This window comes from Paraburkholderia sp. C35 (assembly GCF_003121405.1).
In the GTDB taxonomy this organism is placed as follows: domain Bacteria; phylum Pseudomonadota; class Gammaproteobacteria; order Burkholderiales; family Burkholderiaceae; genus Paraburkholderia.
Map to the genome: position 1 here is coordinate 68,202 of NZ_QBUY01000018.1, position 26,822 is coordinate 95,023.

The window sequence follows — 26,822 nt, forward strand, 5'->3', positions numbered from 1 at the left end:
GTTCCTTCCAACCAGCAGGCGTGGTGCTTGTCCACGCTTGAAACCAGGGTGAAAAAATGCCGGCCCGAGTGGGCCGGCAACAGCTTGTGCAAACCGTGCGCTGTGAGTTGACCGCGCACGTTTCGCTAAAGGCAAATAAAGGCAAAAACTCAGGCGAACAGCGACGCGTAGTTGTCCGCCGAAAAGCCCAGCGTCTTCACGCGGCCGTTCACGACGATCACGGGTCGCTTGATGATCGACGGCTTGTGGATCATCAATGCGATCGCGCCGGCCGTCGTATCGGCTTCGGCCTTGTGCACGTCCGACAGGCCGCGCCAGGTCGTGCCGCGCTTGTTGATCAGCTGATCGAGCGGCACATCCTTGAGCCAGTCCTGGATCAGCTTGTCGTTCACGCCGGCTTTCTTGAAGTCGTGAAACTCGAACTCGACGCCGTGCTCTTCCAGCCACACGCGTGCTTTCTTCACGCTGTCGCAATTCGGAATGCCGTAGACGACGGTCGTAGGGGAGCCGCGTGCCACGATCAGTCGCCTCGCAGCAGTTCGTTCAGGCCGACCTTGGCGCGCGTCTTCGCGTCGACCTTCTTGACGATGACGGCGCAGTACAGGCTGTGCGAGCCGTCCTTCGACGGCAGGTTGCCCGCGACCACCACCGAGCCCGCCGGGATGCGGCCGTACGTCACTTCGCCCGTTTCGCGGTCGAAAATCTTGGTGCTCTGGCCGAGGTACACGCCCATCGAAATCACCGAGTTCTCTTCGACGATCACGCCTTCCACCACTTCCGAACGTGCGCCGATGAAGCAGTTGTCTTCGATGATGACGGGGTTGGCCTGCAGCGGTTCCAGCACGCCGCCGATGCCCACGCCGCCCGACAGGTGCACGTTCTTGCCGATCTGCGCGCACGAGCCGACGGTGGCCCACGTATCGACCATCGTGCCTTCATCGACATACGCGCCGATGTTGGTGTACGACGGCATCAGCACGACGTTCTTCGCGATGAACGAGCCACGGCGCGCGACGGCGGGCGGCACCACGCGGAAGCCGCCTGCGGCGAAGTCTTCAGCCGTGTAGTTGGCGAACTTCGACGGCACCTTGTCGTAGAACTGCGAGAAGCCGCCAGCAGGCATCGGCGCGTTGTCTTCCAGGCGGAACGACAGCAGCACGGCCTTCTTCAGCCACTGGTTGACGACCCAGTCGCCATCCTTCTTTTCGGCGACGCGCAGCGCGCCCTTGTCCAGTTGCTCGATGGCATGCGCGACGGCTTCGCGCACGTCGGCGGGTGCGGCCTTCGGCGACAGTTCGGCACGGTTTTCCCAGGCGGTATCGATGATCTGCTGAAGTTGTTGCGACATGTTCGTGGTGCTCTTTCGAGAGGTTGAAATCGGAAAGCGGATGAGGGCGGAGCGCAGCGGCGGCGCTCCTCGCGCGGTTGAGTAATGCCGGAATCAGGCTTTCAGTGAACGGCAGAACTCGACGATGCGCCGTGCGCCCTCCGTGCATTCGTCGACGCCCGCGACCAGCGCGAGGCGGACAAAATCGCGGCCGGGATTCGTGTCGTGCGCGGTGCGCGCGAGATACGAGCCGGGCAGAACCGTCACATTATAGTCGGCGTACAGGCGGCGGGCGAACTCGTCATCCGACAGGCCCGTGCGCGCGACATTCGCCCACAGGTAGAACGCGGCGTCGGGCAGTTTGACGTCGAGGACTTCCGCGAGCATCGGCGTGACGGTCGAGAACTTCTGCACGTACATCGCGCGGTTTTCGCGCACGTGCGCTTCGTCGCTCCACGCAGCAATGCTCGCAGACTGGTACACCGTCGACAAGGCGGCGCCGTGATAGGTCCGGTATAGCAGGAACTGCTTGAGAATCGCCGCGTCGCCCGCGACGAAGCCCGAGCGCATGCCCGGCACGTTCGAGCGCTTGGAGAGGCTCGACAGCACGACGATCCGCTCGAAGCCACGGCCCAGCTTGTGCGCCGCTTCCAGCGCGCCGAGCGGCGGGCGCGCCTCGTCGAAATAGATCTCCGAATAGCATTCGTCCGACGCGATCACGAAGCCATGACGATCCGACAGATCGAACAGTTCGCGCCAGTCGTCAAGCGTCAGCACGGCGCCCGTCGGGTTGCCCGGCGAGCACACGTACAGCAGCTGCGTGCGCGCCCAGATATCGGCGGGAATGGCCGAGTAGTCGCACGCGAAGTTGCGCTTCGGATCGCTATTGGCGAAATACGGCTGCGCGCCTGCCAGCAACGCCGCGCCTTCGTAGATTTGATAGAACGGGTTCGGACAGAGTACGATCGCAGGCTCGCCCTGCGCGTTTTTCTTCGGGTCGATCACCGTTTGTGCGAGCGCAAACAGCGCCTCGCGCGAGCCGGCCACGGGCAGCACCTGGGTGGCGGGATCGACAGGCGGCAGGTGGTAGCGCGTCGTGACCCATTTCGCAATCGCCTCGCGCAGCGCCGGCGTGCCGAGCGTGAGCGGATACGAGGCGAGGCCGCCGAGCGAATCGATCACGGCCTGTTTGATCAGCTCGGGCGTCGGGTGTTTCGGCTCGCCGATGCCGAAGCTGATATGCGGCAGACTGGCGGGCGGCGTGACGTCCTTGAAGAGCAGACGCAGCTTTTCGAAGGGATAGGGCTGAAGGGTGTCGAGTAGCGGATTCACTTGGCGGTTCGGCGTAGATTCGGCGTGTTGCGGGACGGATGGTCGCGCTGACACAGGCAGACACGGGTGAAGACGGCGCAAGACGGAACGCGTGCGCAGGGCCGTGGATGCAGTGGCATCGAAGCAGCGGCGCAGTCCCGTCGACGAGCGAATGATTATAGCGTGCCGGCGAGCCGGGGCATCGCGCATCGTCCGAGTGGACAAGGCTTTGCCGGCGCGGTGCGCGTACTGCCGGCGCCTCGCACGGCGTGACGCACCTCAGGTGCGCACAGACGAACAGGAGACAGAATGCGGGCAGTAAGCGGACGCAGCGAACGCGGCGTTCAGGAATTCAACGGCATCGGCAGGCAGCGACCACGCGCCGCCGTGGCTGGCAACACACAAGGCAAGGAAGTCATGCAACACAGGCTGGACATCACAACGGGCAAAGAAAACACGGCAGACGCCGGGAGCGCCGCCCGATGAATCACCCGCTTCGCAACACATTCGGCCACGCGTGGCCGACGCTCGCGATCATGATGGGCGCCTCTGTCTGGGGCATGGTCTGGTACCCGTTGCGCATGCTCAACGCGCTCGGCGTGACGGGCACGGCCGCCAGTGCACTGACGAGCGGCGCGGGCTGCCTGTTCGTGCTGCTGGTGCGCCGGAGCGCGCTCAAGCCGGTCCGCTGGCACTGGCTGCTGCCCGCGCTCGCGCTGTTCGCGGGCATCACCAATCTCGGTTTCGTGTGGGGCGCGATTCACGGACAGGTGATGCGCGTGCTGCTGCTGTTCTATCTGACGCCCGCATGGACCGCGCTGTTCGCCCATTACGTGCTGCACGAGCGGCTGACGTGGGCGGGCGCGGGGCTGGCCGCGCTGTCGCTGGCGGGAGCGATGATGATGCTGTGGTCGCCGCAGCTCGGCTTGCCCGTGCCGGGCAGCCTCGCCGAATGGGCGGGCCTGGTGGCGGGCATGTCGTTCGCGATGAGCAACGTGCTGATCGTGCGGATCAGCCGCGAACTGCCCGATATGCGCGGCGAGATGCGCACGGCCGTGATCTTCGCGGGCGCGGCAATCTTCGGCGCGTGCGCGACGCTGTTCGAAGCGATGCCCACGCCGCCGACGGGCGCGCACCTCGGCACGGCGGCCTGGCTGGTGCTTGCCATCGGCCTCGTGCTCGCGTCCAACAATATGCTGGTCCAATTCGGGCTGGCACGTGTGCCCGCCAACCGCGCATCGATCATCATGCTGTTCGAGATCGTCGTGACGGCGCTCTCGGCGTGGCTGTTCGCAGGGGAAGTGCCCGGCCCGCGCGAATGGGCGGGCGGCGCGTGCATCGTGCTGGCCTCCGCGCTGTCGAGCTGGGTGCATCGCACGAAGCCCGGCGCGCCGGCCGGGGCGGACGCCGAAGGAAAGGCGGATGGCGACGGTAAGAATCGCCCGCGCGCGATGGTATGATTCCTCCTCATTGGCCGGCGGCGCAGCGTAGGGCGCGCCGCGGCGCCGGAATCGCAGCGGGATCGCGCGTTCCGTTTCCATAAATACTTTCAAACAGCGAAATCGCCGTGCGTCTGACCTCGATCAAACTCGCTGGCTTCAAGTCATTCGTCGATCCCACGCATTTCCAGGTTCCGGGCCAGCTGGTTGGCGTGGTCGGTCCCAATGGTTGCGGCAAGTCCAACATCATCGATGCCGTGCGCTGGGTGCTCGGCGAATCGCGCGCCTCGGAGCTGCGCGGCGAGTCGATGCAGGACGTGATCTTCAACGGCTCGACGGCGCGCAAGCCGGGCAGCCGTGCCAGCGTCGAACTCGTGTTCGACAACGCCGACGGCCGTGCCGCCGGACAGTGGGGCCAGTATGCCGAAATCGCCGTCAAGCGCGTGCTGACGCGCGACGGCACCTCGAGCTACTACATCAACAATCTCCCCGCGCGTCGCCGCGATATCCAGGACATCTTCCTCGGCACCGGCCTCGGGCCGCGCGCGTACGCGATCATCGGGCAGGGCATGATCGCGCGGATCATCGAGGCGAAGCCCGAAGAACTGCGCGTGTTCCTCGAAGAAGCCGCGGGCGTGTCGAAGTACAAGGAACGCCGCCGCGAAACCGAGAACCGTCTGCACGATACGCGTGAAAATCTGACGCGTGTCGAAGACATCGTGCGCGAACTCACGGCGAATCTGGAAAAGCTCGAAGCGCAGGCTGTCGTCGCGACGAAGTTCAAGGATCTGCAGGCCGAAGGCGAAGAGAAGCAGCGTCTGCTGTGGCTTTTGCGCAAGAACGAGGCAGGCACCGAGCAGGACAAGCAGAAGCGCGCGATCGAGCAGGCACAGATCGACCTCGAAGCACATACCGCGAAGCTGCGCGAAGTCGAAGCGCAGCTCGAAACGCTGCGTGTTGCGCACTATTCGGCCAGCGACGCGATGCAGGGCGCGCAAGGCGCGCTGTACGAAGCGACCGCCGAGGTGAGCCGACTCGAAGCCGAGATCAAGTTCATCGTCGAATCGCGCAACCGCGTGCAGGCGCAGATCGCCGCGCTGACGGCGCAGCGCGAGCAGTGGCTTGCGCAGGCGCAAAAGGCTCAGGACGATCTGGAAGATGCCGAAATGCAGCTTTCGGAAGGCGACGAGATAGCCGCCATCGCCGAAGAATCGGCCGCCGCGAAGCACGACGCGATGCCCGCGCTCGAAGCGCGCTGGCGCGATGCGCAGTCGCAACTGAACGAGGAACGCGCCGGTATCGCGCAGACCGAGCAGGCGATCAAGCTCGAAGCCGCGCATCAGCGCAACGCCGATCAGCAACTGCAGCAGTTGCAGCAGCGTCAGGAACGTCTGAAGACGGAAGCGGGCGGTCTCGACGCGCCGGATGAAGTGCAGCTCGAAGAACTGCGCATGCAGTTGGTCGAGCACGAAGAGATTCTGCGTGAGGCGCAGGAACGTCTCGCCGACGCGCAGGACACGCTGCCGCGTCTCGACGGCGAGCGCCGCGCCGCGCAGGAGAAGGTGCAATCGGAAAGCGCGCAGATCCATCAGCTGGAAGCACGCCTCGCCGCGCTGCGCCAGTTGCAGGAAAACGTCCAGACGGAAGGCAAGATCCAGCCGTGGCTCGACAAGCACGAACTGGGCGCGCTGCCGCGTCTGTGGAAGAAGCTGCATGTCGAAGCCGGTTGGGAAACCGCGCTCGAATCGATTCTGCGCGAGCGCCTGGCTGCGCTGGAAGTGTCGAATCTGGATTGGGTCAAGCACTTCGTCAGCGATGCGCCGCCCGCCAAGCTCGCGTTCTACGCGCCGCCTGCTGCTGGTCAGCCGGTTGCTGCGCCCGCGTCGCTGCGGCCATTGATGTCGCTGGTGCGTATCGACGATGCCGGCATCCGGGCCGTGCTCAACGACTGGCTCGGCCACGCGTTTGTTGCGGATGATCTGCCGCAAGCGCTGTCGATGCGCGCGCAACTGCCCGAAGGCGGCATGTTCGTCGTGAAGGCGGGTCACGTGGTGACCCGCGTCGGCGTGCAGCTGTATGCCGCCGATTCCGAGCAGGCCGGCATGCTGGCTCGTCAGCAGGAAATCGAAAACCTCACGCGTCAGGTGCGTGCACAAGCGTTGCTTGCTGAAGAAGCGAAGGCCGCTGCGATTCGCGCGGAAGCCGCGCACACGCAGGCATCGAATGCATTGACGGAAGTACGCCAGCAGGCCGAGCGCGCGACCCAGCGCGTGCACGCGCTGCAAATGGACGTGCTCAAGCTCACGCAGGCGCATGAGCGCTACACGCAGCGCAGCACGCAGATCAGCGAGGAACTCGAAGAGATCACCGCGCAGGTCGACGAGCAGCGTGCGCTGCGCGCCGAATCGGAAGCGAACTTCGAGCGTCACGATGCCGAACTCGCCGAATTGCAGGCGCGTTTCGAAGACAATCAGCTCGCGTTCGAATCGCTCGACGAAGAACTGGGCAACGCCCGCAACGAAGCCCGCGAACTCGACCGCGCCGCCACCGATGCACGCTTTGCCGCGCGCAACATGGCCAACCGTATCGACGAACTCCGGCGCAGCATTCAGGTGGCGCACGAGCAGAGCGAGCGCGTGGCCGGCTCGCTCGAAGATGCGCGCGCCGAACTCGAAACGATCAACGAACAGACCGCGCACACGGGCTTGCAGGATGCCCTCGACATTCGCCGCGCAAAGGAAGAAGCGCTGCATGCCGCGCGTCTCGAACTCGACGATCTGACCGCGAAGCTGCGTGCCGCCGATGAACAGCGCCTGACCGCCGAACGCTCGTTACAGCCGTTGCGCGACCGTATCACCGAGTTGCAGTTGAAGGAACAGGCCGCGCGCCTGAACGCCGAGCAGTTCATCGAGCAGCTGACGGCAGCGGGTGTCGACGAAGCCGAACTGCAGGCCAAGCTCACGTCGGACATGAAGCCGTCGTACCTGCAGGGCGAAGTGACGCGCATCAACAACGCGATCGCCGCGCTTGGCCCCGTCAACATGGCCGCGCTCGACGAACTGAAGGCGGCGACGGAGCGCAAGCACTTCCTCGACGCGCAATCGGCCGACCTGACCAACGCGATCGAAACGCTCGAAGACGCGATCCGCAAGATCGACCAGGAAACGCGCACGCTGCTGCAAGGCACGTTCGATCAGGTGAACCATCACTTCGGCGAACTGTTCCCGCGTCTGTTCGGCGGCGGCCAGGCGAAGCTGATCATGACGGGCGACGAGATTCTCGACGCCGGCGTGCAGGTGATGGCGCAGCCGCCAGGCAAGAAGAACTCGACCATTCACCTGTTGTCGGGTGGCGAGAAGGCGCTGACGGCAACCGCGCTCGTGTTCGCCATGTTCCAGCTGAACCCCGCACCGTTCTGTTTGCTGGACGAAGTGGACGCGCCGCTCGACGACGCGAACACCGAACGTTTCGCGAACCTCGTCCGTGCGATGTCGGCCAAGACACAGTTCCTGTTCATTTCGCACAACAAGATCGCGATGGAAATGGCGCAGCAGCTGATCGGGGTGACGATGCAGGAGCAGGGCGTATCGCGGATCGTGGCTGTCGACATGGAAACGGCTGCAGGGTTTGTGCAGAATATCGTTTAAACGTCCACCCGCGTGCGCCGCTCTGGCCGTGCACGGGTGTTGCTGAAACAGAATCGAATTCGCTGCGCGCAGGTGCCCGCAGCGGCGGCGTGCGTCACTTCAGGTGTGCCTGCCAGCCGCGCGAACCAGGCGTTGCGTGCCGCGACGAAAAGAAACGCAGATGGAGCGTGCATGGACGAGTTGACACTCGGGTTGATCGGCGCGGGCGCCGTGGTGGTCGGGGGTGTGGTGGTCTACAACGCGTGGCAGGGTGCGAAGGTGCGCCGCAAGATGCCGCGGCCGATGCCCGCCGATGCGGCGGAGCCGCTCGCGCGCGAAGACCACGTGGAGCAAAGCCCTTTCATCGAACCGGCGCGCCCGACGACACGCCGCGAGCCTGCTGCGGGTGAGCAGGCCGAAGCCGCGCGCGTCGAGCCGACGTTCGGCGGCGCCGCGCCGCTCGACACACCCGCGGATATCCAGGCTGAAAGCACCACGCCGAATGGTTTCCCCGAAGACGAAGAGGCCGTGCAGCAGGCTGCTGCCGAGCCACTCGCCGACGACGAGGAACGCAACGAGCCGATCCTGCCCGCCGCGACGACGATTTCGTCGGCGCCGCCCGCGATTGTCGATCGGCGTATCGACTGCATCGTGCCGATCCGGCTGTCGGCTCCCGTGACGGGTGACAAGGTATTGCCGCTTGCGCAGCGTCTGCGCCGCGCGGGCAGCAAGCCCGTCCATATCGAAGGCAAGCCGGAAGGCAGCAGCACGTGGGAGTTGCTGCAGAACGGCGTGCGCTATGAAGACTTGCGCGCGGCAGCGCAGTTGGCCAACCGCAGCGGCCCGCTCAACGAACTGGAGTTCTCCGAGTTCGTGACGGGCGTCCAGCAGTTCGCCGATGCGCTCGATGCATCGCCTGAATTCCCCGACATGATGGAAACGGTGTCGATGGCGCGCGAGCTCGACGGCTTTGCTGCGCAATGCGACGCCCAGTTGTCGATCAACGTGCTGTCCGATGGCGCGCCATGGTCGGCAAACTATGTGCAGGCGGTGGCGTCGCAGGATGGGTTGCTGCTGTCGCGCGACGGCACGCGCTTCGTCAAGCTCGACGGCAAGCAAAGCCCGGTGTTCATGCTGCAGTTTGGCGACACCAACTTCCTGCGCGATGACCTCACGTACAAGGGCGGCCAGATGATTACGCTGGTGCTCGATGTGCCCGTCGCGGACGAAGACATTCTGCCGTTCCGCCTGATGTGCGATTACGCGAAGTCGCTGGCTGAGCGCATTGGCGGGCGCGTGGTGGACGATGGCCGCCGGCCGTTGCCCGAGAGCGCGCTGCTGGCGAGCGAGAAGCAGTTGATGACGCTTTACGCGAAGCTCGAGCAGGCGGGGATTCCGGCTGGATCGCCCGCGACGCGGCGGTTGTTTAGCCAGTAAGCACGCGTCGCGCGTTGGGGTGTCGGAGCTGGCCGGAAGCTGTGGTCGAGCTCCGGCTTCGGTTTGTTGGCCCAAGCCAAGCAGCCAAGGCAAGAACGCCAACCCTACGCACGCGCGCGACGAACACATTCACCCCACATCATCCTGCCAGGGCTGTCCGCTGATCCACGCCTTGATCGCGGTCACCACCACCTCATCCCGTCCGTAGAACCCGTGATGCGAGAGTGCGTCGCAGGGTTTGCTGCGCACGTCACCTCCGTGCACGGTAATCAGCGCGTATTGACCGCTTTCCGCGATGCGCCTGAGTGCTTCATACGAGCAAAGAAAGCAGCCGTCATCGGCATGCTGGACGAATAGCTGCCGCGCGTGGATCGAGCCATAGTCGAAGCCGATCAGCGGCGTCGCCTGACCGCGCGCGGGACTGCTGAGCGTCGACGTATGCACGACGGCGTCCCACACATCGGGCAGCGAGCGGCCTACATACGCTGTCGAGATCGTGCCCCGGCTGGTGCCGATCAGCACGAGTTTCGCCTGAGGGAAGCGGCTGCGCAGGCTGGCCGCGACCTGCGAGAGATCCTGCGCCGAGCGCGCCGATGCACGGAACGCGTCGGAATAGCCGCCGGGCTGGTCGGACGGCGCGTCGACGATTGCGGTGGCGAACTGCGCATCCACGAACCTCTCGCGCGAACGGATCAGGAAGTTGTTCTTCTCGCGCATGCTGATCGCGCCGTCAGATTGCTGCGACAGTTCGAGATCACCGGCGCTGCCCGGAAACATCACGAGTACCCAGTGCGGCGTGCTGCCATCCTGTTGCGTGAGCAGATACGAGATGGATCCGCCTTGCGCGAGCGGCACGCTGACGACCTGCTCGCCGGCCATCGCGGCGGGCGCATGCAGGACGGCGAGGGCCGCCAGCAGCATCAGCAGGCGGCGGACAAGATGGAAGGCAAAGCGGAATACGCTGCGGAATTCGAAGCGCAAGACGGACTCGGACATGGCGGCGTTTTCTCCCAGTCGATGCGTGCGGTCGAAGATCGAAGCACACGATGGACGGCAGGCGACAAGGTCGCATTGCGGGCTGTGCACTGTCAACGTTTAACGCCGCGCACTGGCTATCCGGCCAGGGCTTGTAGGAATCCGGCAGGAAGTATTCCGCATGGGTTTGCATGCGCACGAAACTGCCCATTCGGTCGATGCCACGGGAAGCGCTTCCTGAGATAATCTGACATCCCGTTACCTTCTCCGAAACGCCGACAGCACGGCCCGAACCAAAGTCCCTGATCCAGCAACCAGCGCACCCGCCGAGCGGGCTTTGTGGCTGCGCGACGAGCTCGAACGCGCGAACCACGCGTACTACGTGCTCGACCAGCCGGATTTGCCCGACGCGGAGTACGACAGGCTGTTCAAGGAACTGCAGCAGATCGAAAGCGACCACCCCGATCTGATCACGCCGGATTCGCCCACACAGCGCGTCGGCGGCGAAGTGGCGAGCGGCTTTCAGCCCGTCGTGCACGACATGCCCATGCTGTCGCTGAACAATGGCTTTTCGGACGAGGACATCGCCGCGTTCGACAAGCGCGTGTCGGATGCGCTGGAACAGACACCTGTCGATTACGCGTGCGAACTGAAATTCGACGGGCTCGCCATCTCGCTGCGCTACGTGGACGGCCAGTTCACGCAGGCGTCCACGCGCGGCGACGGCGCGACGGGCGAAGACGTGACGGAGAACGTGCGCACCATCCGTTCGATTCCTATCAGGCTCAAGGGCAAGCGTGTGCCGAGGCTGGTCGACGTGCGCGGCGAAGTGCTGATGTTCAAGCGCGATTTCGACAAATTGAACCAGCGCCAACGTGAGGCCGAGCAACGCGAGTTCGCGAATCCGCGCAACGCCGCGGCGGGCAGCTTGCGGCAACTCGATTCGAAGATTACGGCGCAACGGCCGCTGTCGTTTTTTGCGTATGGGATCGGCGTGCTCGATGGCACCGAGATGCCTGCCACGCATAGCGAACTGCTCGACTGGTATCACGAGATGGGCTTGCCCGTGAACACCGAGCGCGCTGTCGTGCAAGGCGCGGAAGGCTTGCTCGGTTTTTTCCACAAGGTCGGCGAGAAGCGCGACAAGCTGCCGTATGACATCGACGGCGTGGTCTACAAGGTGAGCCGGCGTGACCAGCAGGACGCGCTCGGCTTCGTATCGCGTGCGCCGCGCTTCGCGCTCGCGCACAAGTTCCCGGCTCAGGAAGCGCTGACAAAGCTCCTCGCCATCGACGTGCAGGTCGGCCGCACGGGCGCCATTACGCCTGTCGCGCGGCTCGAGCCGGTGTTCGTCGGCGGTGCGCCCGTGACGAACGCGACGCTACATAACGAAGACGAAGTGCGGCGCAAGGACATCCGCATCGGCGACACGGTGATCGTGCGACGCGCGGGCGACGTGATTCCCGAAGTGGTCGGCGCATTGCTCGATCGGCGTCCCGCTGATGCCGCCGAAGTCGTGATGCCGACGCAATGTCCCGTGTGCGGAGCGGCGATCGAACGTCTGCCGGAGGAAGCCATCGCGCGTTGCTCGGGCGGCCTGTTCTGTCCGGCGCAGCGCAAGCAGGCGTTGTGGCACTTCGCGCAGCGCCGTGCGCTCGACATCGACGGCCTGGGCGAGAAGATCATCGATCAACTCGTCGATCTGAATCTGGTGCGCACGCCCGCTGATCTCTTCAATCTCGGCTTCGCGACGCTTGCCGAACTGGACCGCTTCGCGGAGAAGTCCGCGCAGAACCTCATCGATTCGCTCGAAAAGGCCAAACACACCACGCTCGCGCGCTTTATCTACGCGCTCGGCATCCGGCATGTCGGGGAATCCACCGCGAAAGATCTCGCGAAGCATTTCGGCGCGCGGACGCCCATCATGGACGCGACGGTCGAAGAACTGCTGGAAGTGAACGACGTCGGGCCGATCGTCGCCGAAGCGATTCACCAGTTTTTCGCCGAAGAGCACAACCGAACCGTCATCGAGCAGTTGCGCGCGCCCGGCAAGGTCACCTGGCCGGAAGGGCCGCCCGCGCCGACGGCGCCGCAGGGTGTGCTGGCGGGCAAGACGGTGGTGCTGACGGGCACGCTGCCCACCATGGGTCGTGACGAAGCCAAAGAGTTGCTGGAGGCGGCTGGCGCGAAAGTGGCCGGTTCGGTATCGAAGAAGACCGATTACGTGGTGGCGGGGGCGGAAGCGGGTAGCAAGCTCGCGAAAGCCGAGGAACTCGGTATCCCCGTGCTCGACGAAGATGGTATGCGTAAGCTCCTGGAGGGGCACACAACATGATTCACGACATCCTCAAGATGGGCGATCCGCGCCTGTTGCGCATCGCCAAGCCCGTCGATCATTTCGACACGCCCGAACTGCACGAACTCGTGCGCGACATGTTCGAGACGATGCACGACGCCAACGGTGCCGGACTCGCTGCGCCGCAGATCGGCGTCGATCTTCAGGTGGTGATCTTTGGTTTCGGTCATAACGAGCGATACCCGGATGCGCCTTCTGTGCCGGAAACGGTGCTGATCAATCCGACCATCACGCCCGTCTCGCTCGATACGGAAGAGGGCTGGGAGGGTTGTCTGTCGGTGCCGGGCTTGCGTGGCGCGGTGAGCCGTCTGTCGATGATCCGCTATCACGGGTTCGATCAGTTCGGCAAACCGATCGATCGCGTCGCTGAAGGCTTTCACGCGCGCGTGGTTCAGCACGAATGCGATCACCTGATCGGCAAGCTTTATCCGATGCGGATCACGGATTTCTCGAAGTTCGGCTTTACCGAGGTGCTGTTCCCCGATCTGGATCCGAATGCGGACGACTGATCTTCAGACGCAGATAAGAAAAAAGCCCGCGCATGCGGGCTTTTTTACGTTCATACCGTGTCGATGCTGACGCGGCACGGTCATGCTCAGAACGACTCGTCCGGACCCAGATAGCGCCACTGGCCCGGCGGCAGCGCGCCGAGCATCACGCCGCCCATGCGCACGCGCTTGAGGCCGACCACATACAGGCCGACCAGTTCGCACATGCGGCGGATCTGGCGTTTCTTGCCTTCATGCAGCACGAAGCGCAGTTGCTCGCCATTTTGCCAGCTGACTTCGGCGGGCTTGAGCGGTACGCCGTCCAGTTCGAGGCCGTGGCACAGCATCTCGAGGCTTTCTGCTGGGAACGCATGTTCGACATCCGTTTCGACATCGCCGTACGTGACGCGCACCAGGTATTCCTTGTCGACTTCCGAATGCCCGCCGATCAGCTGCTTGGCGATCCGACCGTCCTGCGTGAGCACCAGCAGACCGGTCGAGTCGATGTCGAGGCGGCCTGCGGGCGCCAGCTGGCGCAAATGCGCAGCGGAGAAGCGCGTATCCGTGTGGTCACCGTCCCAGCGGTTTTCGGGTTTGACGAGCGTCACGGCCGGCTCGTAGCCGTCTTCCGCCTGACCCGACACGAAACCGACCGGCTTGTTGATGAGGATCGTCACCTGCTTTAGCTGCATGGCTTGCGCGGCGGGATCGATCTGGATGTCGGCGTCGGGGCGGACCTTCGTGCCGAGCGTATCGACGACGACGCCGTCCACCGTCACCCAGCCTTTTTCGATCCACTCGTCCGCTTCGCGGCGCGAGCACAGGCCGAGTTCGGACATCAGCGTCGACAGGCGCAGAGTGCCGGGGGCGTCGTTGTATTCGCCTTCGTCGCGTTGACGCGGTGCGGTTTCCGGGCGGGGCTTGCGCGCGGGCTTTTCGGCCGGGCGGTCGAAGCGTGCCGGACGATCGAAGCTATCCTCGATCGCGCGCGGGTCGCGTTTGGCTTTCGTCGCGCGGGGTGCGGCTTCCGTGCTGCGATCTTCGTATGAAGACTTAACGGGTTTTGCGTAGACGCGCTCGCTGCGCGGGGCGTCTGCGTCGGCGCTGCGGCGCTCGTCACCTTCACGCGGAGCGCGAGGTTTACGGCGCTCATCGCCATCGTGAGAGAAGCGCGGTGCGCTACGGCGCTCGTCGCCCTCACGCGGAGCGCGAGGTGTACGGCGCTCATCGCCGTCGCGAGAGAAGCGCGGTGCGCTACGGCGGTCGTCGCCTTCACGCGGAGCGCGAGGGGCACGACGCTCATCACCATCACGAGAGAAGCGCGGCGCGCTACGGCGCTTGTCACCGTCACGCGGAGCGCGAGGTGCGCGGCGTTCATCGCCATCACGGGAAAAGCGCGGTGCGCTACGGCGGTCATCACCCTCACGCGGAGCGCGAGGGGCACGACGCTCATCACCATCACGAGAGAAGCGCGGCGCGCTACGGCGCTCGTCACCGTCACGCGGAGCGCGAGGTGCGCGGCGTTCATCGCCATCACGGGAAAAGCGCGGTGCGCTACGGCGGTCATCACCCTCACGCGGAGCGCGAGGCGCACGGCGCTCGTCGCCATCACGAGAGAAACGCGGTGCGCTACGACGCTCGTCACCTTCACGCGGAGCGCGAGGCGCACGACGCTCATCACCATCACGAGAGAAACGCGGCGCGCTACGACGCTCGTCACCTTCACGCGGAGCGCGAGGGGCACGACGCTCATCGCCATCACGAGAGAAACGCGGCGCGCTACGACGCTCATCACCTTCACGCGGAGCGCGAGGCGCACGACGCTCATCACCATCACGAGAGAAACGCGGCGCGCTACGACGCTCATCACCTTCACGCGGAGCGCGAGGCGCACGGCGCTCATCGCCATCACGAGAGAACCGCGGCGCGCTACGCCGCTCCTCACCATCCCGTGAAAAACGCGGCGCCCGTTCGCCCGCACCCGCCGAAGCCGCACCCCGCGAAGGCCGATCCGACGGTGTGCGTCGCTCGCCTCGTTCGCCCGACGCACCTCTGGCACCGGCGCCATCGCGCGGCGGCTTCGAAGAGGCAGTTTTCGCCGGCGCGGCAGGCCGCGTCGGCTTGCGTGCCGTGCTACTGCCCGAACGCACAGGGGCGCGTTCGGACGTAGCCGGCCGCGGATGCTTGGCTGTCAATTTGACTCGCATGAAATCTCACACTGCGATCGCGCGCAGCAGCTCCGTTTCAACCTGGATTTGTCGACGGTTGTCCGAGAGACCGTGTCCGTCGAGTAGGAACACGTCCTCGACGCGTTCGCCGAGCGTATTGATCCGCGCCGCATGGACGCCGACCCGGTGCTCGGCCAGCACGCGCGCGATCGAATAAAGAAGGCCCGGCCGGTCGTTGGCCGACACGGACAGGATGTAGTACTGGCCGCGTTCGTCGGCCCGCAGGTCGACGCGCGGCGTCACAGGGAATGTGCGCGACAGGCGCGACAGACGGCCCTTCGACGGGTCCGGCAGCAACGTGCCTTCCGCCCTCAGGCGCTCCGCCAGTTCCTGTTCGACGAGGTTGGCGATGTCGCGGTAGTGCACGTCACGTTCCGTATGCGCGACGAGGAAATTGTCGAGCGCATAGCCGTGACGGGTGGTGCTGACGCGTGCGTCGAGCACGGACAGCGCATTGCGGTCGAAATACGCGCAGATGCCCGCGAACAGGTCGGGGCGGTCTTTCACGTAGACCAGCACCTGCAATGCTTCGCCAATCGGGGACGGCCGCGCGCGAACGATCGGCGTCTCCGTTTCGACATGGCGGTACAGTACGCGCGTTTGCCACGCGATATCGGCGGCGTCGTGGCGCAGGAAATAGCCGACGTCGAGCTTGTCCCACAGCGCACGGTGCGCGTTTTCGGGCACCGTTTCGAGCCGAAGCAGCGCGAGCGCTTCTTCCTGGCGCGTCTTGAGTTCCGAGTGCGCATCGGGCCGGGCGCCGCCGAGCACGGCCAGCGTCGCGCGGTACAGATCTTCGAGCAGCTTGCCTTTCCACGTGTTCCAGACCTTCGGGCTGGTGCCGCGAATATCGGCGACGGTCAGCAGGTACAGCGCCGTCAGATTCCGCTCGGTACCGACCAGTTCAGCGAAACGCTTGATCACTTCCGGGTCGCTCGTGTCCTGCTTCTGCGCGACCTGGCTCATCGTCAGATGGTGCTGGACCAGCCACACGACGAGCGCGGTGTCGTCGGCGGAGATGTCGTGTTCGCGGCAGAAGCGGCGCGCGTCGGCCATGCCCAACGTGGAGTGATCGCCGCCACGGCCTTTCGCGATATCGTGAAAAAGGGCCGCGACGTACAACAGGTACGGACGCTCGAAGTTTGCGATCAACTGGCTGCAGAACGGATATTCATGCGCGTGCTCGGCAACGGCAAAGCGGCGCATGTTCCTCAGAACCATCAGGATGTGCTGATCGACGGTATAGACGTGATACAGATCGTGCTGCATCTGTCCGACGATACGGCGGAAATTCAGCAGATAACGCCCCAGCACGCTGGTCTGGTTCATCAGACGCATCGCGTGCGTGATGCCCGCCGGCTGCTTGAGGATTTCCATGAACAGGCGACGGTTCTCAGGATCGCGCCGCCAGTGCTGATCCATCTTGTCGCGCGCGTTGTAGAGCGCGCGCAGCGTACGCGCCGACAGCCCTTTCACGCCGGGCGTCTGTTCGTAGAGCAGAAAAGCTTCGAGGATCGCGTTCGGCTCGCGCTCGAACACGTCATCGCGTGCGATTTCCAGCATGCCCTGTTTCTCGACGAACCGATCGGACAGAACGCGCGTGATACCGCTCGTGCTAGGAAAAAGTTGCGCTTCGATGTTCTGGATCAGAATGGTCGAGAGCTGCGTGACGGCTTTGGCGGCCCAGTAGTAGCGGCGCATCAGCTGCTCGCTGGCGCGGCGTGTGGACGTCGCCTTGAAACCGAAGCTCTCGGCGAGCGCCGTCTGCAGATCGAACACCAGAATGTCCTGACGGCGTCCAGCCAGCACGTGCAAGCGCGCGCGTAGCGCTTTCAGGAAACCTTCGTTGCGGCGCAGTTCGCGCGCTTCGCGGTCGGTGATCAGGCCGCGCGCATCCAGTTCGCGCCAGCTGCTGCCAAAGTTGGCTGCCTGGGTAATCCACAGACTCAGTTGAAGATCGCGCAAACCGCCCGGACTTTCCTTGACGTTCGGTTCGAGCGCGTAGGGCGTGTCCTGGAATTTCGCATGACGCTGTCGCATTTCCAGGACTTTCGCCTGAAAGAACGCACGTGGATCGAGTGCCTCGCGGTAACGCTGAGAAAACCCCTCAAACAGTGCCGCGCTGCCGACGATGCGCCGCGCTTCGAGCAACGAGGTCTGAACGGTGACGTCGGCGGCCGCTTCCTCGATGCATTGCGACACGGTACGCACGCTGCTGCCGAGTTCCAGCCCGAGATCCCAAGCCAGCCCGATGAAGCGTTCGATGCGCGTATCCAGATGCGGCATCGGTTCGTCGGGCAGCAGCACGAGAATGTCGATGTCGGAGTGGGGCGCCAGTTCGCCGCGCCCGTAACCACCGACGGCCAACAACGCCAGCGTGTCGGGCAATTCGCACGCGGTCCATGCGCCGCGCAACGCGTCATCCGTGATGCGCGCGAGCGCACGCATCAACGTGTCGACATTGGTAGCTGTCTTGAAGCGCTCGAGCAGCGGGGTCTTGGCCACCTTGTAATCCGCCTTGAGAGACGTGGCATCGAAATGGGCGACAGCGGGAACGCTACTCATAGGCGGCAGGTGGCGACGAAGAGGATCAGGCCGTGGCGGCGGCGACGATTTGCGGACGCGCGGGCGTGCCTTCGGACACCGTCAGCACCTCATAGCCCGTCGGCGTGACGAGAATGGTGTGCTCCCACTGCGCGGACAGGCTACGGTCCTTGGTCTTGACGGTCCACTGGTCGGGCATCGTGCGAATATCGCGACGGCCGGCGTTGATCATCGGCTCGATCGTGAAGATCATGCCCGCCTGCAATTCGATGCCCGTGCCGGGGCGGCCGTAGTGCAGCACCTGCGGCTCGTCGTGGAACACCTGGCCGATGCCGTGGCCGCAATACTCGCGCACCACGCTATAGCCGAGGCCTTCCGCGTGCTTCTGGATCGCATAGCCGATATCGCCGAGATGCGCACCGGGGCGCACCTGCTCGATGCCGAGCCACATGCATTCGTACGTGGTCTGCACGAGGCGCTTCGCCATGATCGAACCTTCGCCGACGATGAACATGCGGCTCGTGTCGCCGTAATAGCCATTCTTGATCACGGTGACGTCGATATTGAGCGCGTCGCCGTTCTTGAGCGCCTTGTCGCCGGGAATGCCGTGGCAGATCACGTCGTTCACCGACGTGCAGACGGCCTTCGGGAACGGCGGATAGCCGGGCGGCTGGTAATTCAGCGGCGCGGGAACCGTGCCCTGCACGTTCGTCATGTATTCGTGACACAGGCGGTCGAGTTCCCCCGTCGTGACGCCGGGTTTGACGAACGGCGTGATGTAGTCGAGCACTTCGCTCGCGAGCCGTCCGGCGATGCGCATTTGCGCGATATCGTCTTCGTTTTTGAGCGTAATAGCCATGAGTCGGGCCTGAAATGCGGGTTATCGTGTAATTATCGCACCTTATTCACGCGATCGCAGGACTTTGCGGGCTGTTCGGGCGAGCGGGGCGCACGCCGGGCGTGCTCACACCAGGCAAGGATGCCGTGACGGCCGGGCTGGTTTCCCACACCGAGGTGCAACCGGGAGCGACCAGGGCAGGTTGAGTCCTGCAATGCTCGCGTGCTATACTCTTTGGCTAAGTCAATCGTCAGTTTGAATATCTGCGATGTTCGCATCGCGGAATCAGTCAGACGGCGGGCTTTCCTCGTCAACGGTGGCGTGTGCCGCAATTCACGAGATTCGCAAGCCGGCGCACCCAGGGTGTTCGCGGCGTCAGGTCTTCCCAAAGTGTGGTGAAGACGGCGCGGCGGATACGGCAGCCGGCTTAAGACCCAACCCTAGCGGAGATTTTCATGGCAGTTACCATGCGTCAAATGCTGGAAGCCGGTGTCCACTTCGGTCACCAGACGCGCTTCTGGAATCCCAAGATGGCCCCCTTCATTTTCGGCCATCGCAACAAGATTCACATCATCAACCTCGAAAAGACGCTGCCGATGTACAACGACGCACTGAAGTACGTGCGTCAACTGGCAGCGAACCGCGGCACGATCCTGTTCGTCGGCACGAAGCGTCAATCGCGCGACACGATCGCTGAAGAAGCGCTGCGCGCTGGCATGCCGTTCGTGAACGCACGCTGGCTCGGCGGCATGCTGACCAACTTCAAGACGCTGAAGGTTTCGATCAAGCGCCTGAAGGATATGGAAGCGGCAGTCGAAGCAGGCGAGCTCGAAAAGATGAGCAAGAAGGAAGCGCTGCTGTTCGAACGCGAAATCGCCAAGCTGCAAAAGTCGATCGGCGGCGTGAAGGACATGGGCGGCATTCCTGACGCAATCTTCGTGGTCGACGTCGGCTACCACAAGATCGCTGTGACGGAAGCGAACAAGCTGGGCATCCCCGTTATCGCTGTGGTCGATACGAACCACTCGCCGGAAGGCATCGATTACGTGATCCCGGGTAACGACGACGCCAGCAAGGCAGTCGCGCTGTACACGCAAGGCGTGGCTGACGCGATCGTCGAAGGTCGTGCAAACGCAGTGAACGAAGTCGTGCAAGCTGTCCGCGGCACCGACGGCGACGAGTTCGTTGAGGTCAACGGGGAAGCGTAAAGCACCCTGTGTCCGGCAAAAAAGGGGGCTCTCTATAGTCCCCTTTTTTTTAGTCGCGACGATCTGAATGTGCGTGCCAAAACGGGCACGCGGCAGCGCGCGAAAATTTGTGCGTTGCGCGGAAACGAAATTCTGTCGCCGGCATCGAATGCGGGCGGCGTGTGACAGACAGACTCAAGGAGCGAATGATGGCGGCAATTACCGCAAGCATGGTGGCAGAACTGCGCGCAAAGACCGACGCGCCGATGATGGAATGCAAGAAGGCGCTGACGGAAGCCGACGGCGACATGGCGCGCGCGGAAGAGTTGCTGCGCGTCAAGCTGGGCAACAAGGCCAGCAAGGCTGCATCGCGCGTCACGGCTGAAGGCGTGATCGCTTCGTTCATCGAAGGCGGCGTCGGCGCAATCGTCGAACTGAACTGCGAATCCGACTTCGTTTCGAAGAACGACGACTTCATCGGCTTCACGAAGCAGGTCGCCGAACTCATCGTCAAGCAAAACCCGGCTGACGTCGCTGCGCTGTCGGCGCTGCCGCTGGACGGCTCGACGGTCGACGCAGTGCGCTCGGCGCTGGTCGGCAAGATCGGTGAAAACCTGTCGATCCGCCGTTTCGCACGCTTCGAAACGTCGAACAAGCTGGCTGCGTACCTGCACGGCACGCGTATCGGCGTGCTGGTCGAGTACACGGGCGCAGACGAGCAGGTCGGCAAGGACGTCGCGATGCACATCGCGGCCATGAAGCCGGTCTCGCTGTCGTCGGACGACGTTCCGGCTGATCTGATCGCCAAGGAACGCAGCATCGCTGAACAGAAGGCTGCTGAATCGGGCAAGCCGGCTGAAATCGTCGCCAAGATGGTCGACGGCTCGGTGCAGAAGTACCTGAAGGAAGTGTCGCTGCTGAACCAGCCGTTCGTGAAGAACGACAAGCAGACGATCGAACAGATGCTGAAGGCAGCTGGCTCGAGCGTGCAGAAGTTCTCGCTGTTCGTGGTCGGCGAAGGCATCGAAAAGCGTCAGGACGACTTCGCTGCTGAAGTCGCTGCGCAAGTTGCTGCTGCAAAGCAACAATAAGCGTCGTTTAAGTTTCACTCAGTAACGTTTCACCCGCGGCGGGGCTGGACTTCGCCGCGGTCGGCAGCGCCCCTCGGGCTGCGCGCACGAAAGGTGTGCTGCAGCCGCCAGCTGGCGGGCCTCGACCCATCGTTGAGGCGCGTCAATTTGGCGGCGCTTGCCCGAACCCGTATTTCACCCCTACAGTTAGTGCCTTGTTGTTTGGCGGCTTTTTTGCCCTGCTCAGCGCGATCCGGATATCTCTATGCCCACTGCCTATAAACGCGTCCTCCTCAAACTCTCTGGCGAAGCCCTCATGGGCGATGATGCGTTCGGCATCAATCGCGCGACGATCGAAAGAATGGTGGCGGACGTGGCCGAGGTGGTGCGGCTCGGCACGCAACTGGCGGTGGTGATCGGTGGCGGCAACGTCTTCCGCGGCGTGGCGGGCGGCGCAGCGGGCATGGACCGTGCAACGGCTGACTACATGGGCATGCTGGCCACGATGATGAACGCGCTGGCGCTGCAGGACGCAATGCGTCACGCCGGCATCGAGGCGCGCGTGCAGTCGGCGCTGCGCCTGGCCCAGGTGGTCGAGCCGTACATCCGTCCCCGCGCGATCCGTCAGCTGGAAGAGGGCAAAGTCGTGATTTTCGCGGCCGGCACGGGCAACCCGTTCTTCACGACCGACACGGCGGCTGCACTGCGCGGCTCGGAAGTCGGTGCGGAAGTCGTGCTGAAGGCGACCAAGGTAGACGGCGTCTACTCGGCCGACCCGAAGAAAGACCCGTCGGCAACGCGCTACACGACCATCAGTTTCGATGAGGCGATCGGCCGCAACCTGCAGGTCATGGACGCGACGGCGTTTGCGCTGTGCCGCGACCAGAAGCTGCCGATCCGCGTGTTTTCCATCGTCAAGCCGGGCGCGCTCAAGCGCATCGTGCAGGGCGAGGACGAAGGCACCCTCGTCCACGTGTAAACTCTCTTTCACGTCTGTGGGCTTGAACGCGGGCTCAGGCTGCGCCTCGCGCGCTGGCGGGCCCGCATCGTTTTGAAGGTTCGGAGGTTTAATCATGTCTGTGGCTGACACCAAAAAAGGCGCTGAGCAAAAGATGCAGCGCTCGCTCGACGCGTTCAAGAACGATCTGTCGAAGATCCGCACTGGCCGTGCGCACACGGGCCTGCTCGATCACATTCAGGTCGACTACTACGGTTCGCCCGTGCCCATCTCGCAAGTTGCCAACCTCACGCTGGTTGACGCCCGCACCATCGGCGTGCAGCCGTGGGAAAAGAAGATGGTCGGCGTGATCGAAAAGGCCATCCGTGAATCGGATCTGGGCCTGAACCCGGCCACGCACGGCGATCTGATCCGCGTGCCGATGCCGCCGCTGACGGAAGAGCGCCGCCGCGAACTGACGAAAGTCGTCAAGAGCGAAGGCGAAACGGCCAAGGTGGCCGTGCGCAATCTGCGTCGCGACGCCAATGAGCAACTGAAGAAGCTCGTCAAGGACAAGGAAATCTCGGAAGACGACGAGCGCCGCGGCAGCGACGACATCCAGAAGCTGACGGACAAGTTCGTGGCCGAAATCGACAAGCTGGTGCAGACGAAGGAAGGCGAGATCATGACGGTTTGATGGTCTGGCGCACACCAGACATCAAGACTTTCATTGATCATCGTTTCTTTCTTTGCAGCTTTTCCCGACGGCCATGACCTATACAAGCTCAACTGTTCGCGTGCCTGACGTCGCAGCCGTACCGCGACACATCGCGATCATCATGGACGGCAATGGCCGTTGGGCGACGCAACGCCGCCTGCCGCGCGTGGCGGGCCATACGCGCGGCGTCGACGCCGTGCGGGCGGCCGTCGAGGCCTGCGCGCGCCAGGGCGTCGAATATCTGACGCTGTTCGCATTCAGCTCCGAAAACTGGCGCCGTCCGACCGACGAAGTGTCGTTCCTGATGCGCCTGTTCGTCACCGCGCTGGAGCGCGAGATCGGCAAGCTGCACGCAAACGGCATCCGCCTGCGCGTGGTCGGCGATCTGTCGATGTTCGACAAGAAGATCCAGGATCTGATCAATCGCGCCGAAACCAAGACGGCGCGCAATACCCGTCTCACGCTTACTATTGCCGCGAACTACGGCGGCCGCTGGGACATCATGCAGGCCACGCGCAAGCTGGTCGAGCAGTCGGTGGCGGCGGGGCGTCCCGTCGAAGTCAGCGAAGAAGCCTTTGCCGAGCATCTGGCCATGGCTTACGCGCCCGAGCCCGATCTGTTCATTCGCACGGGCGGCGAGCAGCGCATCAGCAACTTCCTGCTGTGGCAGCTCGCGTACACCGAGTTCTATTTCACCGATACCTACTGGCCTGACTTCGACGCCGACGCGCTTGACCGCGCCATCGGGTCGTACACGGGCCGCGAGCGCCGCTTCGGCCGCACCAGCGCGCAGCTCGAGCCGCAATCGCAAAACGTCGATTCGCTTCCATGCTAAAAACCCGTGTCATCACGGCGATCGTCCTGCTGGCCATTCTGATTCCCGTCACGCTTTGGGCGCCGATCGGTGGATTCGGCGCGCTGATCGCGTTCGTCGTCGTGTTTGCCGCGTGGGAATGGGCGCGGCTGCTCAAACTGCCGGGCGCCGGTCCCGTGATCTATGCAATCGTGGCCGCGCTGGCGCTGGTGGCGAGCACCAAGCTCGGCACGGGCCTCGCGGCGCCGCGCCCGCTGTTCCAGGCGGCGTCAATCTTCTGGATATTGGCCGGCCCGTTCGTGCTGCTGCGAAAACCCGCGCTCGCCGAAGGCGCGTGGCGCCCGTTCCTGCTGCTGGCAGGCGTGGTGGTATTCGCTGCCTGCTGGCACGCGCTGGTTGCCGCGGGCATGGCGGGCGTGCCGTTCGTGCTTTCGCTGCTGCTGGTGGTCTGGTTGGCCGATATCGGCGCATACTTCGCGGGTAAGGCGGGTGGCAAGCACAAGCTCGCGCCGTCGATCAGCCCCGGCAAGACCTGGGAAGGCGCCATCGGCGGCTGGCTGGCCGGGATGAGCGGCGCGGGCGTCGCCGTCGCGACCCACGCCTTCGCGCCCACCCTGTTTTCTGCGCTGCTCGACCAATTGGGCGCCGCTCGTGCGTTTGCCATGCTGACCTTGCTGGTCGTGTTCAGTGTGGTGGGCGATCTGTTCGAATCGATGCTCAAGCGCCAGGCCGGCGTGAAGGATTCGAGCAATCTGCTGCCGGGTCACGGCGGCGTGCTCGACCGCATTGATGCTTTGTTGCCGGTGCTGCCGCTCGCGATGCTCGTGCTGTCGTAGCCATCGGCTAGAGAAAGAGATATGCAAAAACGAATCACTTTGCTCGGTTCCACGGGCTCGATCGGAGACAGCACGCTCGACGTCGTCGCGCGTCATCCCGAGCGCTTTTCGGTCTACGCGCTGACGGCGCACCGCAACGGCGACAAGCTCGTCGAGCAATGCCTGCGCTTCAAGCCCGAAGTGGCCGTGGTCGGCGATGCCGACACGGCTGCGAGCGTCGCCGCAAAGCTGCACGCAGCGGGCTGCAAGACGGAAGTCACGTACGGTCCGCAGGCATTGGTCGACGTGTCGAAAAGCGACGGCTGCGATACGGTGGTGGCTGCCATCGTCGGCGCGGCCGGTCTCGAGCCGAGCCTCGCGGCGGCGCGCGCCGGCAAGCGCATCCTGCTCGCCAACAAGGAAGCGCTGGTAATGTCGGGCGCGATCTTCATGGACGCCGTGCGAGACAACGGCGCGATCCTGTTGCCCGTCGACAGCGAACACAACGCGATTATCCAGTGCCTGCCGCGCGAAACGGCGCAGCATGGCGGCGTGTCGAAGATCATCCTGACGGCGTCGGGCGGCCCGTTCCGTACGCGCGAACCGTCGACGCTGGTCGATGTCACGCCGGAAGAAGCGTGCAAGCATCCGAACTGGGTGATGGGCCGCAAGCTTTCCGTCGATTCCGCGACGATGATGAACAAGGGTCTCGAAGTCATCGAGGCGCACTACCTGTTCAACCTGCCGGGCGATCGCATCGAGGTGCTGATCCATCCGCAAAGCGTGATCCATTCGCTCGTGTCGTACGCGGACGGTTCGGTGCTCGCTCAACTGGGCAACCCGGACATGCGCACGCCGATCGCGCACGCGCTTGCGTTCCCGGATCGCGTCGATTCCGGCGTTGCGCAACTCGATCTCGTGCAAGTCGCGCAGTTGTCGTTCGAGAAGCCCGATTACACGCGTTTCCCGTGTCTCGCGCTCGCCATGCAGGCGCTGGCTGCGGGCGGCATTGCGAGCGCTGCGCTCAATGCCGCGAACGAAATCGCAGTCGACGCATTCCTGTCGCGCCGCATCGGCTTCATGGCGATTGCGCAGGTGGTCGATGACGTACTGAACGCATTGCCCAACCGCGAGGCATCGAGCCTCGCAGACGTGGTCGACGCCGACGCCGCTGCGCGCCGCGCCGCTCACGCTTTCATCGACGGCCTGCCGGCGGGTGCCCGCCTGACGGAACGCGCCGTCCAGTGAGGCGCTTATGAACCTGCTGATCGAAGTGGTCGCCTTCGCAGTCGCGATTGGCGTACTGGTGGTCGTCCATGAATATGGCCACTACAGCATTGCGCGCCTGTGCGGCGTGAAGGTGCTGCGGTTTTCGATCGGCTTCGGCAAGCCGCTCGCGCGCTGGGTCAGCAAGAAGACGGGCACCGAGTGGACCATCGCGGCGCTGCCGCTCGGTGGCTACGTCAAGATGCTCGACGAGCGCGAAGAGGGTGCGCCGATTGCGCCCGCGGATCTGCCGCATGCGTTCAACCGTCAGTCGGTGGCCAAGCGCTTTGCGATCGTCGCGGCTGGCCCCATCGCCAATTTCATTCTGGCTATCGTGCTGTTCGCCGCAGTGTTCGCGACGGGCGTCACCGAGCCTGCCGCAATCGTCGCTGCGCCCGCTGCCGATACGGTCGCGGCACGCGCGGGCTTCGAAGGCGGCGAGAAGATCGTCGCCGTGCGTAGCGCGAATGCAGGCGAATCCGAACCCGTGCGTTCGTGGTCCGATCTGCGCTGGAAGCTGCTTGGTGCTGCGTTCGATCACAAGCGCGTCGTGCTGAGCGCGAAGGACAAGCACGGCACGTTCGACTTCCCGCTCGACTTGCAGAGCCTGACCGACAAGGAAGTCGATGACGACTTCATGTCACGTCTCGGTTTCGAGCCGGGTGGCGGCACGTTGTCGGTGGCGGGCGTGCAGCCGGGCAGCGCGGCATTGGCAGCGGGTCTGCAGGCGGGCGACCGCATTCGCGCAGTGGACGGTCATCCCGCCGACAATGCGACCACCTTCATCAACTACATCAAGTCGCATGCGGGCAAGCCCGTCGTGCTGCAGATCGAGCGCGGCGCCGGCAAGCAAAAGGCAGATCGGAACGCCGATCAGCAGGCAGGTGCATTACAGAATCTAACCATCGTGCCGGGCGTGCAGCGCGATGAAACGACGGGTCAGTCCATCGGTCGCATCGGTGCCGAACTGGCCACGCAGGTGCCATCCATCGACGTCCGTTATGGTCCCGTCGAAAGCCTGCAACTGGGCGCGCATCGCACGTGGGACCTTGCTGTGTACTCGGTCCGGATGTTCGGAAGGATGATTGTCGGCGAGGCGTCGCTGAAGAATCTGTCCGGTCCTGTGACGATTGCCGACTATGCAGGCAAGAGTGCGAGACTCGGTCCGTCAGCATTCCTGTCGTTCCTCGCGCTAGTCAGCATAAGCCTCGGCGTGCTCAACCTTTTACCAATACCGGTATTGGACGGGGGGCATCTGTTATATTATGCGGTTGAAGCTGTTACCGGCAAAGCCGTATCGGATCGCTGGCAGCTCGTTCTTCAAAGAGCGGGACTGGCTTGTATCGTCGCCTTGTCGGCGATCGCGCTGTTCAACGATCTTGCTCGTTTAATCCATTTTTAAAGTGTCTGGCGGCGTACGATGGCGCCCGCCTGACCTGATGCAGC

At 64.0% G+C, this 26,822-nt stretch carries 21 protein-coding genes; 13 read left to right on the forward strand and 8 right to left on the reverse strand.

Features of this window, described 5'->3' with window-relative positions:
* Positions 1–149: 149 nt before the first annotated feature.
* The 3 genes from DK391_RS14305 to dapC form a co-directional block, all read right to left on the reverse strand.
* Positions 150–518 (reverse strand): ArsC family reductase, encoded by a 369-nt coding sequence (locus tag DK391_RS14305; RefSeq protein WP_109478618.1) that lies wholly within the window; start codon positions 516–518, stop codon positions 150–152.
* A 2-nt stretch (positions 519–520) separates the two neighbouring features.
* The gene (dapD, locus tag DK391_RS14310) at positions 521–1,348 is read right to left on the reverse strand and encodes a 2,3,4,5-tetrahydropyridine-2,6-dicarboxylate N-succinyltransferase (protein ID WP_109478619.1); all 828 of its coding nucleotides are present in this window, start codon (positions 1,346–1,348) and stop codon (positions 521–523) included.
* A gap of 93 nt (positions 1,349–1,441) precedes the next feature.
* The gene (gene dapC / locus DK391_RS14315; protein WP_109478620.1) at positions 1,442–2,659 is read right to left on the reverse strand and encodes a succinyldiaminopimelate transaminase; all 1,218 of its coding nucleotides are present in this window, start codon (positions 2,657–2,659) and stop codon (positions 1,442–1,444) included.
* 461 nt (positions 2,660–3,120) lie between these two features.
* Here dapC and DK391_RS14325 point away from each other — a divergent pair, with 461 nt between their 5' ends.
* The 3 genes from DK391_RS14325 to DK391_RS14335 all read left to right on the forward strand — a co-directional run bounded on the left by DK391_RS14325 (position 3,121) and on the right by DK391_RS14335 (position 9,140).
* Entirely contained in the window at positions 3,121–4,098 is a 978-nt protein-coding gene (locus DK391_RS14325) for a DMT family transporter (RefSeq protein WP_109478622.1), read from the forward strand.
* A gap of 107 nt (positions 4,099–4,205) precedes the next feature.
* Positions 4,206–7,724 carry a chromosome segregation protein SMC gene (smc, locus tag DK391_RS14330; RefSeq protein WP_109478623.1) on the forward strand — a complete coding sequence of 1,173 codons (3,519 nt, stop codon included), beginning with the start codon at positions 4,206–4,208 and terminating at the stop codon, positions 7,722–7,724.
* Between the two features lie 171 nt (positions 7,725–7,895).
* On the forward strand, positions 7,896–9,140 hold the full coding sequence (locus tag DK391_RS14335) for a cell division protein ZipA C-terminal FtsZ-binding domain-containing protein (protein WP_109478624.1): 1,245 nt from the start codon (positions 7,896–7,898) through the stop codon (positions 9,138–9,140).
* Between the two features lie 129 nt (positions 9,141–9,269).
* On the opposite strand, the gene DK391_RS14340 is transcribed toward DK391_RS14335, so the two are convergent.
* Positions 9,270–10,136 (reverse strand): lysophospholipase, encoded by an 867-nt coding sequence (locus tag DK391_RS14340; protein ID WP_239482818.1) that lies wholly within the window; start codon positions 10,134–10,136, stop codon positions 9,270–9,272.
* Between the two features lie 316 nt (positions 10,137–10,452).
* Here DK391_RS14340 and ligA point away from each other — a divergent pair, with 316 nt between their 5' ends.
* Positions 10,453–12,450, forward strand: a complete 1,998-nt coding sequence (ligA, locus tag DK391_RS14345; RefSeq protein WP_109478625.1) for an NAD-dependent DNA ligase LigA — start codon at positions 10,453–10,455, stop codon at positions 12,448–12,450.
* Positions 12,447–12,980, forward strand: coding sequence for a peptide deformylase (gene def, locus DK391_RS14350; protein WP_109478626.1), 534 nt, complete (start codon positions 12,447–12,449; stop codon positions 12,978–12,980). The genes ligA and def overlap by 4 nt, the downstream gene beginning before the upstream one ends.
* Before the next feature lie 86 nt (positions 12,981–13,066).
* On the opposite strand, the gene DK391_RS45710 is transcribed toward def, so the two are convergent.
* The 4 genes from DK391_RS45710 to map form a co-directional block, all read right to left on the reverse strand.
* On the reverse strand, positions 13,067–13,798 hold the full coding sequence (locus tag DK391_RS45710) for a pseudouridine synthase (protein WP_343225418.1): 732 nt from the start codon (positions 13,796–13,798) through the stop codon (positions 13,067–13,069).
* A complete protein-coding gene (locus DK391_RS45715; RefSeq protein ID WP_343225419.1) occupies positions 13,798–14,862 on the reverse strand; it encodes a hypothetical protein in 1,065 nt (354 codons plus the stop codon). The genes DK391_RS45710 and DK391_RS45715 overlap by 1 nt, the downstream gene beginning before the upstream one ends.
* Positions 14,863–15,172: 310 nt before the next feature.
* Positions 15,173–17,752, reverse strand: a complete 2,580-nt coding sequence (locus DK391_RS14360) for a [protein-PII] uridylyltransferase (RefSeq protein WP_109478628.1) — start codon at positions 17,750–17,752, stop codon at positions 15,173–15,175.
* 25 nt (positions 17,753–17,777) lie between these two features.
* Positions 17,778–18,590: a type I methionyl aminopeptidase gene (gene map, locus DK391_RS14365; RefSeq protein WP_109478629.1), complete on the reverse strand. Its 813-nt coding sequence runs from the start codon at positions 18,588–18,590 to the stop codon at positions 17,778–17,780.
* A gap of 434 nt (positions 18,591–19,024) precedes the next feature.
* On the opposite strand from map, the gene rpsB reads away from it, so the two are divergent.
* The 8 genes from rpsB (at position 19,025) to rseP (ending at position 26,778) form a co-directional block, all read left to right on the forward strand.
* Positions 19,025–19,777, forward strand: coding sequence for a 30S ribosomal protein S2 (gene rpsB, locus DK391_RS14370; RefSeq protein ID WP_109478630.1), 753 nt, complete (start codon positions 19,025–19,027; stop codon positions 19,775–19,777).
* Between the two features lie 188 nt (positions 19,778–19,965).
* Positions 19,966–20,847, forward strand: a complete 882-nt coding sequence (gene tsf / locus DK391_RS14375) for a translation elongation factor Ts (RefSeq protein WP_109478631.1) — start codon at positions 19,966–19,968, stop codon at positions 20,845–20,847.
* Between the two features lie 244 nt (positions 20,848–21,091).
* Positions 21,092–21,805, forward strand: a complete 714-nt coding sequence (gene pyrH, locus DK391_RS14380; RefSeq protein WP_109478632.1) for a UMP kinase — start codon at positions 21,092–21,094, stop codon at positions 21,803–21,805.
* A 94-nt stretch (positions 21,806–21,899) separates the two neighbouring features.
* Positions 21,900–22,460: a ribosome recycling factor gene (frr, locus tag DK391_RS14385; RefSeq protein ID WP_109478633.1), complete on the forward strand. Its 561-nt coding sequence runs from the start codon at positions 21,900–21,902 to the stop codon at positions 22,458–22,460.
* Positions 22,461–22,533: 73 nt separating this feature from the next.
* On the forward strand, positions 22,534–23,316 hold the full coding sequence (gene uppS, locus DK391_RS14390; RefSeq protein WP_109478634.1) for a polyprenyl diphosphate synthase: 783 nt from the start codon (positions 22,534–22,536) through the stop codon (positions 23,314–23,316).
* Positions 23,310–24,131: a phosphatidate cytidylyltransferase gene (locus tag DK391_RS14395; RefSeq protein WP_109478635.1), complete on the forward strand. Its 822-nt coding sequence runs from the start codon at positions 23,310–23,312 to the stop codon at positions 24,129–24,131. The genes uppS and DK391_RS14395 overlap by 7 nt, the downstream gene beginning before the upstream one ends.
* A gap of 21 nt (positions 24,132–24,152) precedes the next feature.
* Positions 24,153–25,358, forward strand: a complete 1,206-nt coding sequence (locus DK391_RS14400) for a 1-deoxy-D-xylulose-5-phosphate reductoisomerase (RefSeq protein ID WP_109478636.1) — start codon at positions 24,153–24,155, stop codon at positions 25,356–25,358.
* A gap of 7 nt (positions 25,359–25,365) precedes the next feature.
* Complete coding sequence (rseP, locus tag DK391_RS14405; RefSeq protein ID WP_109478637.1) at positions 25,366–26,778, forward strand: RIP metalloprotease RseP; 1,413 nt, start codon at positions 25,366–25,368, stop codon at positions 26,776–26,778.
* Positions 26,779–26,822 lie beyond the last annotated feature (44 nt).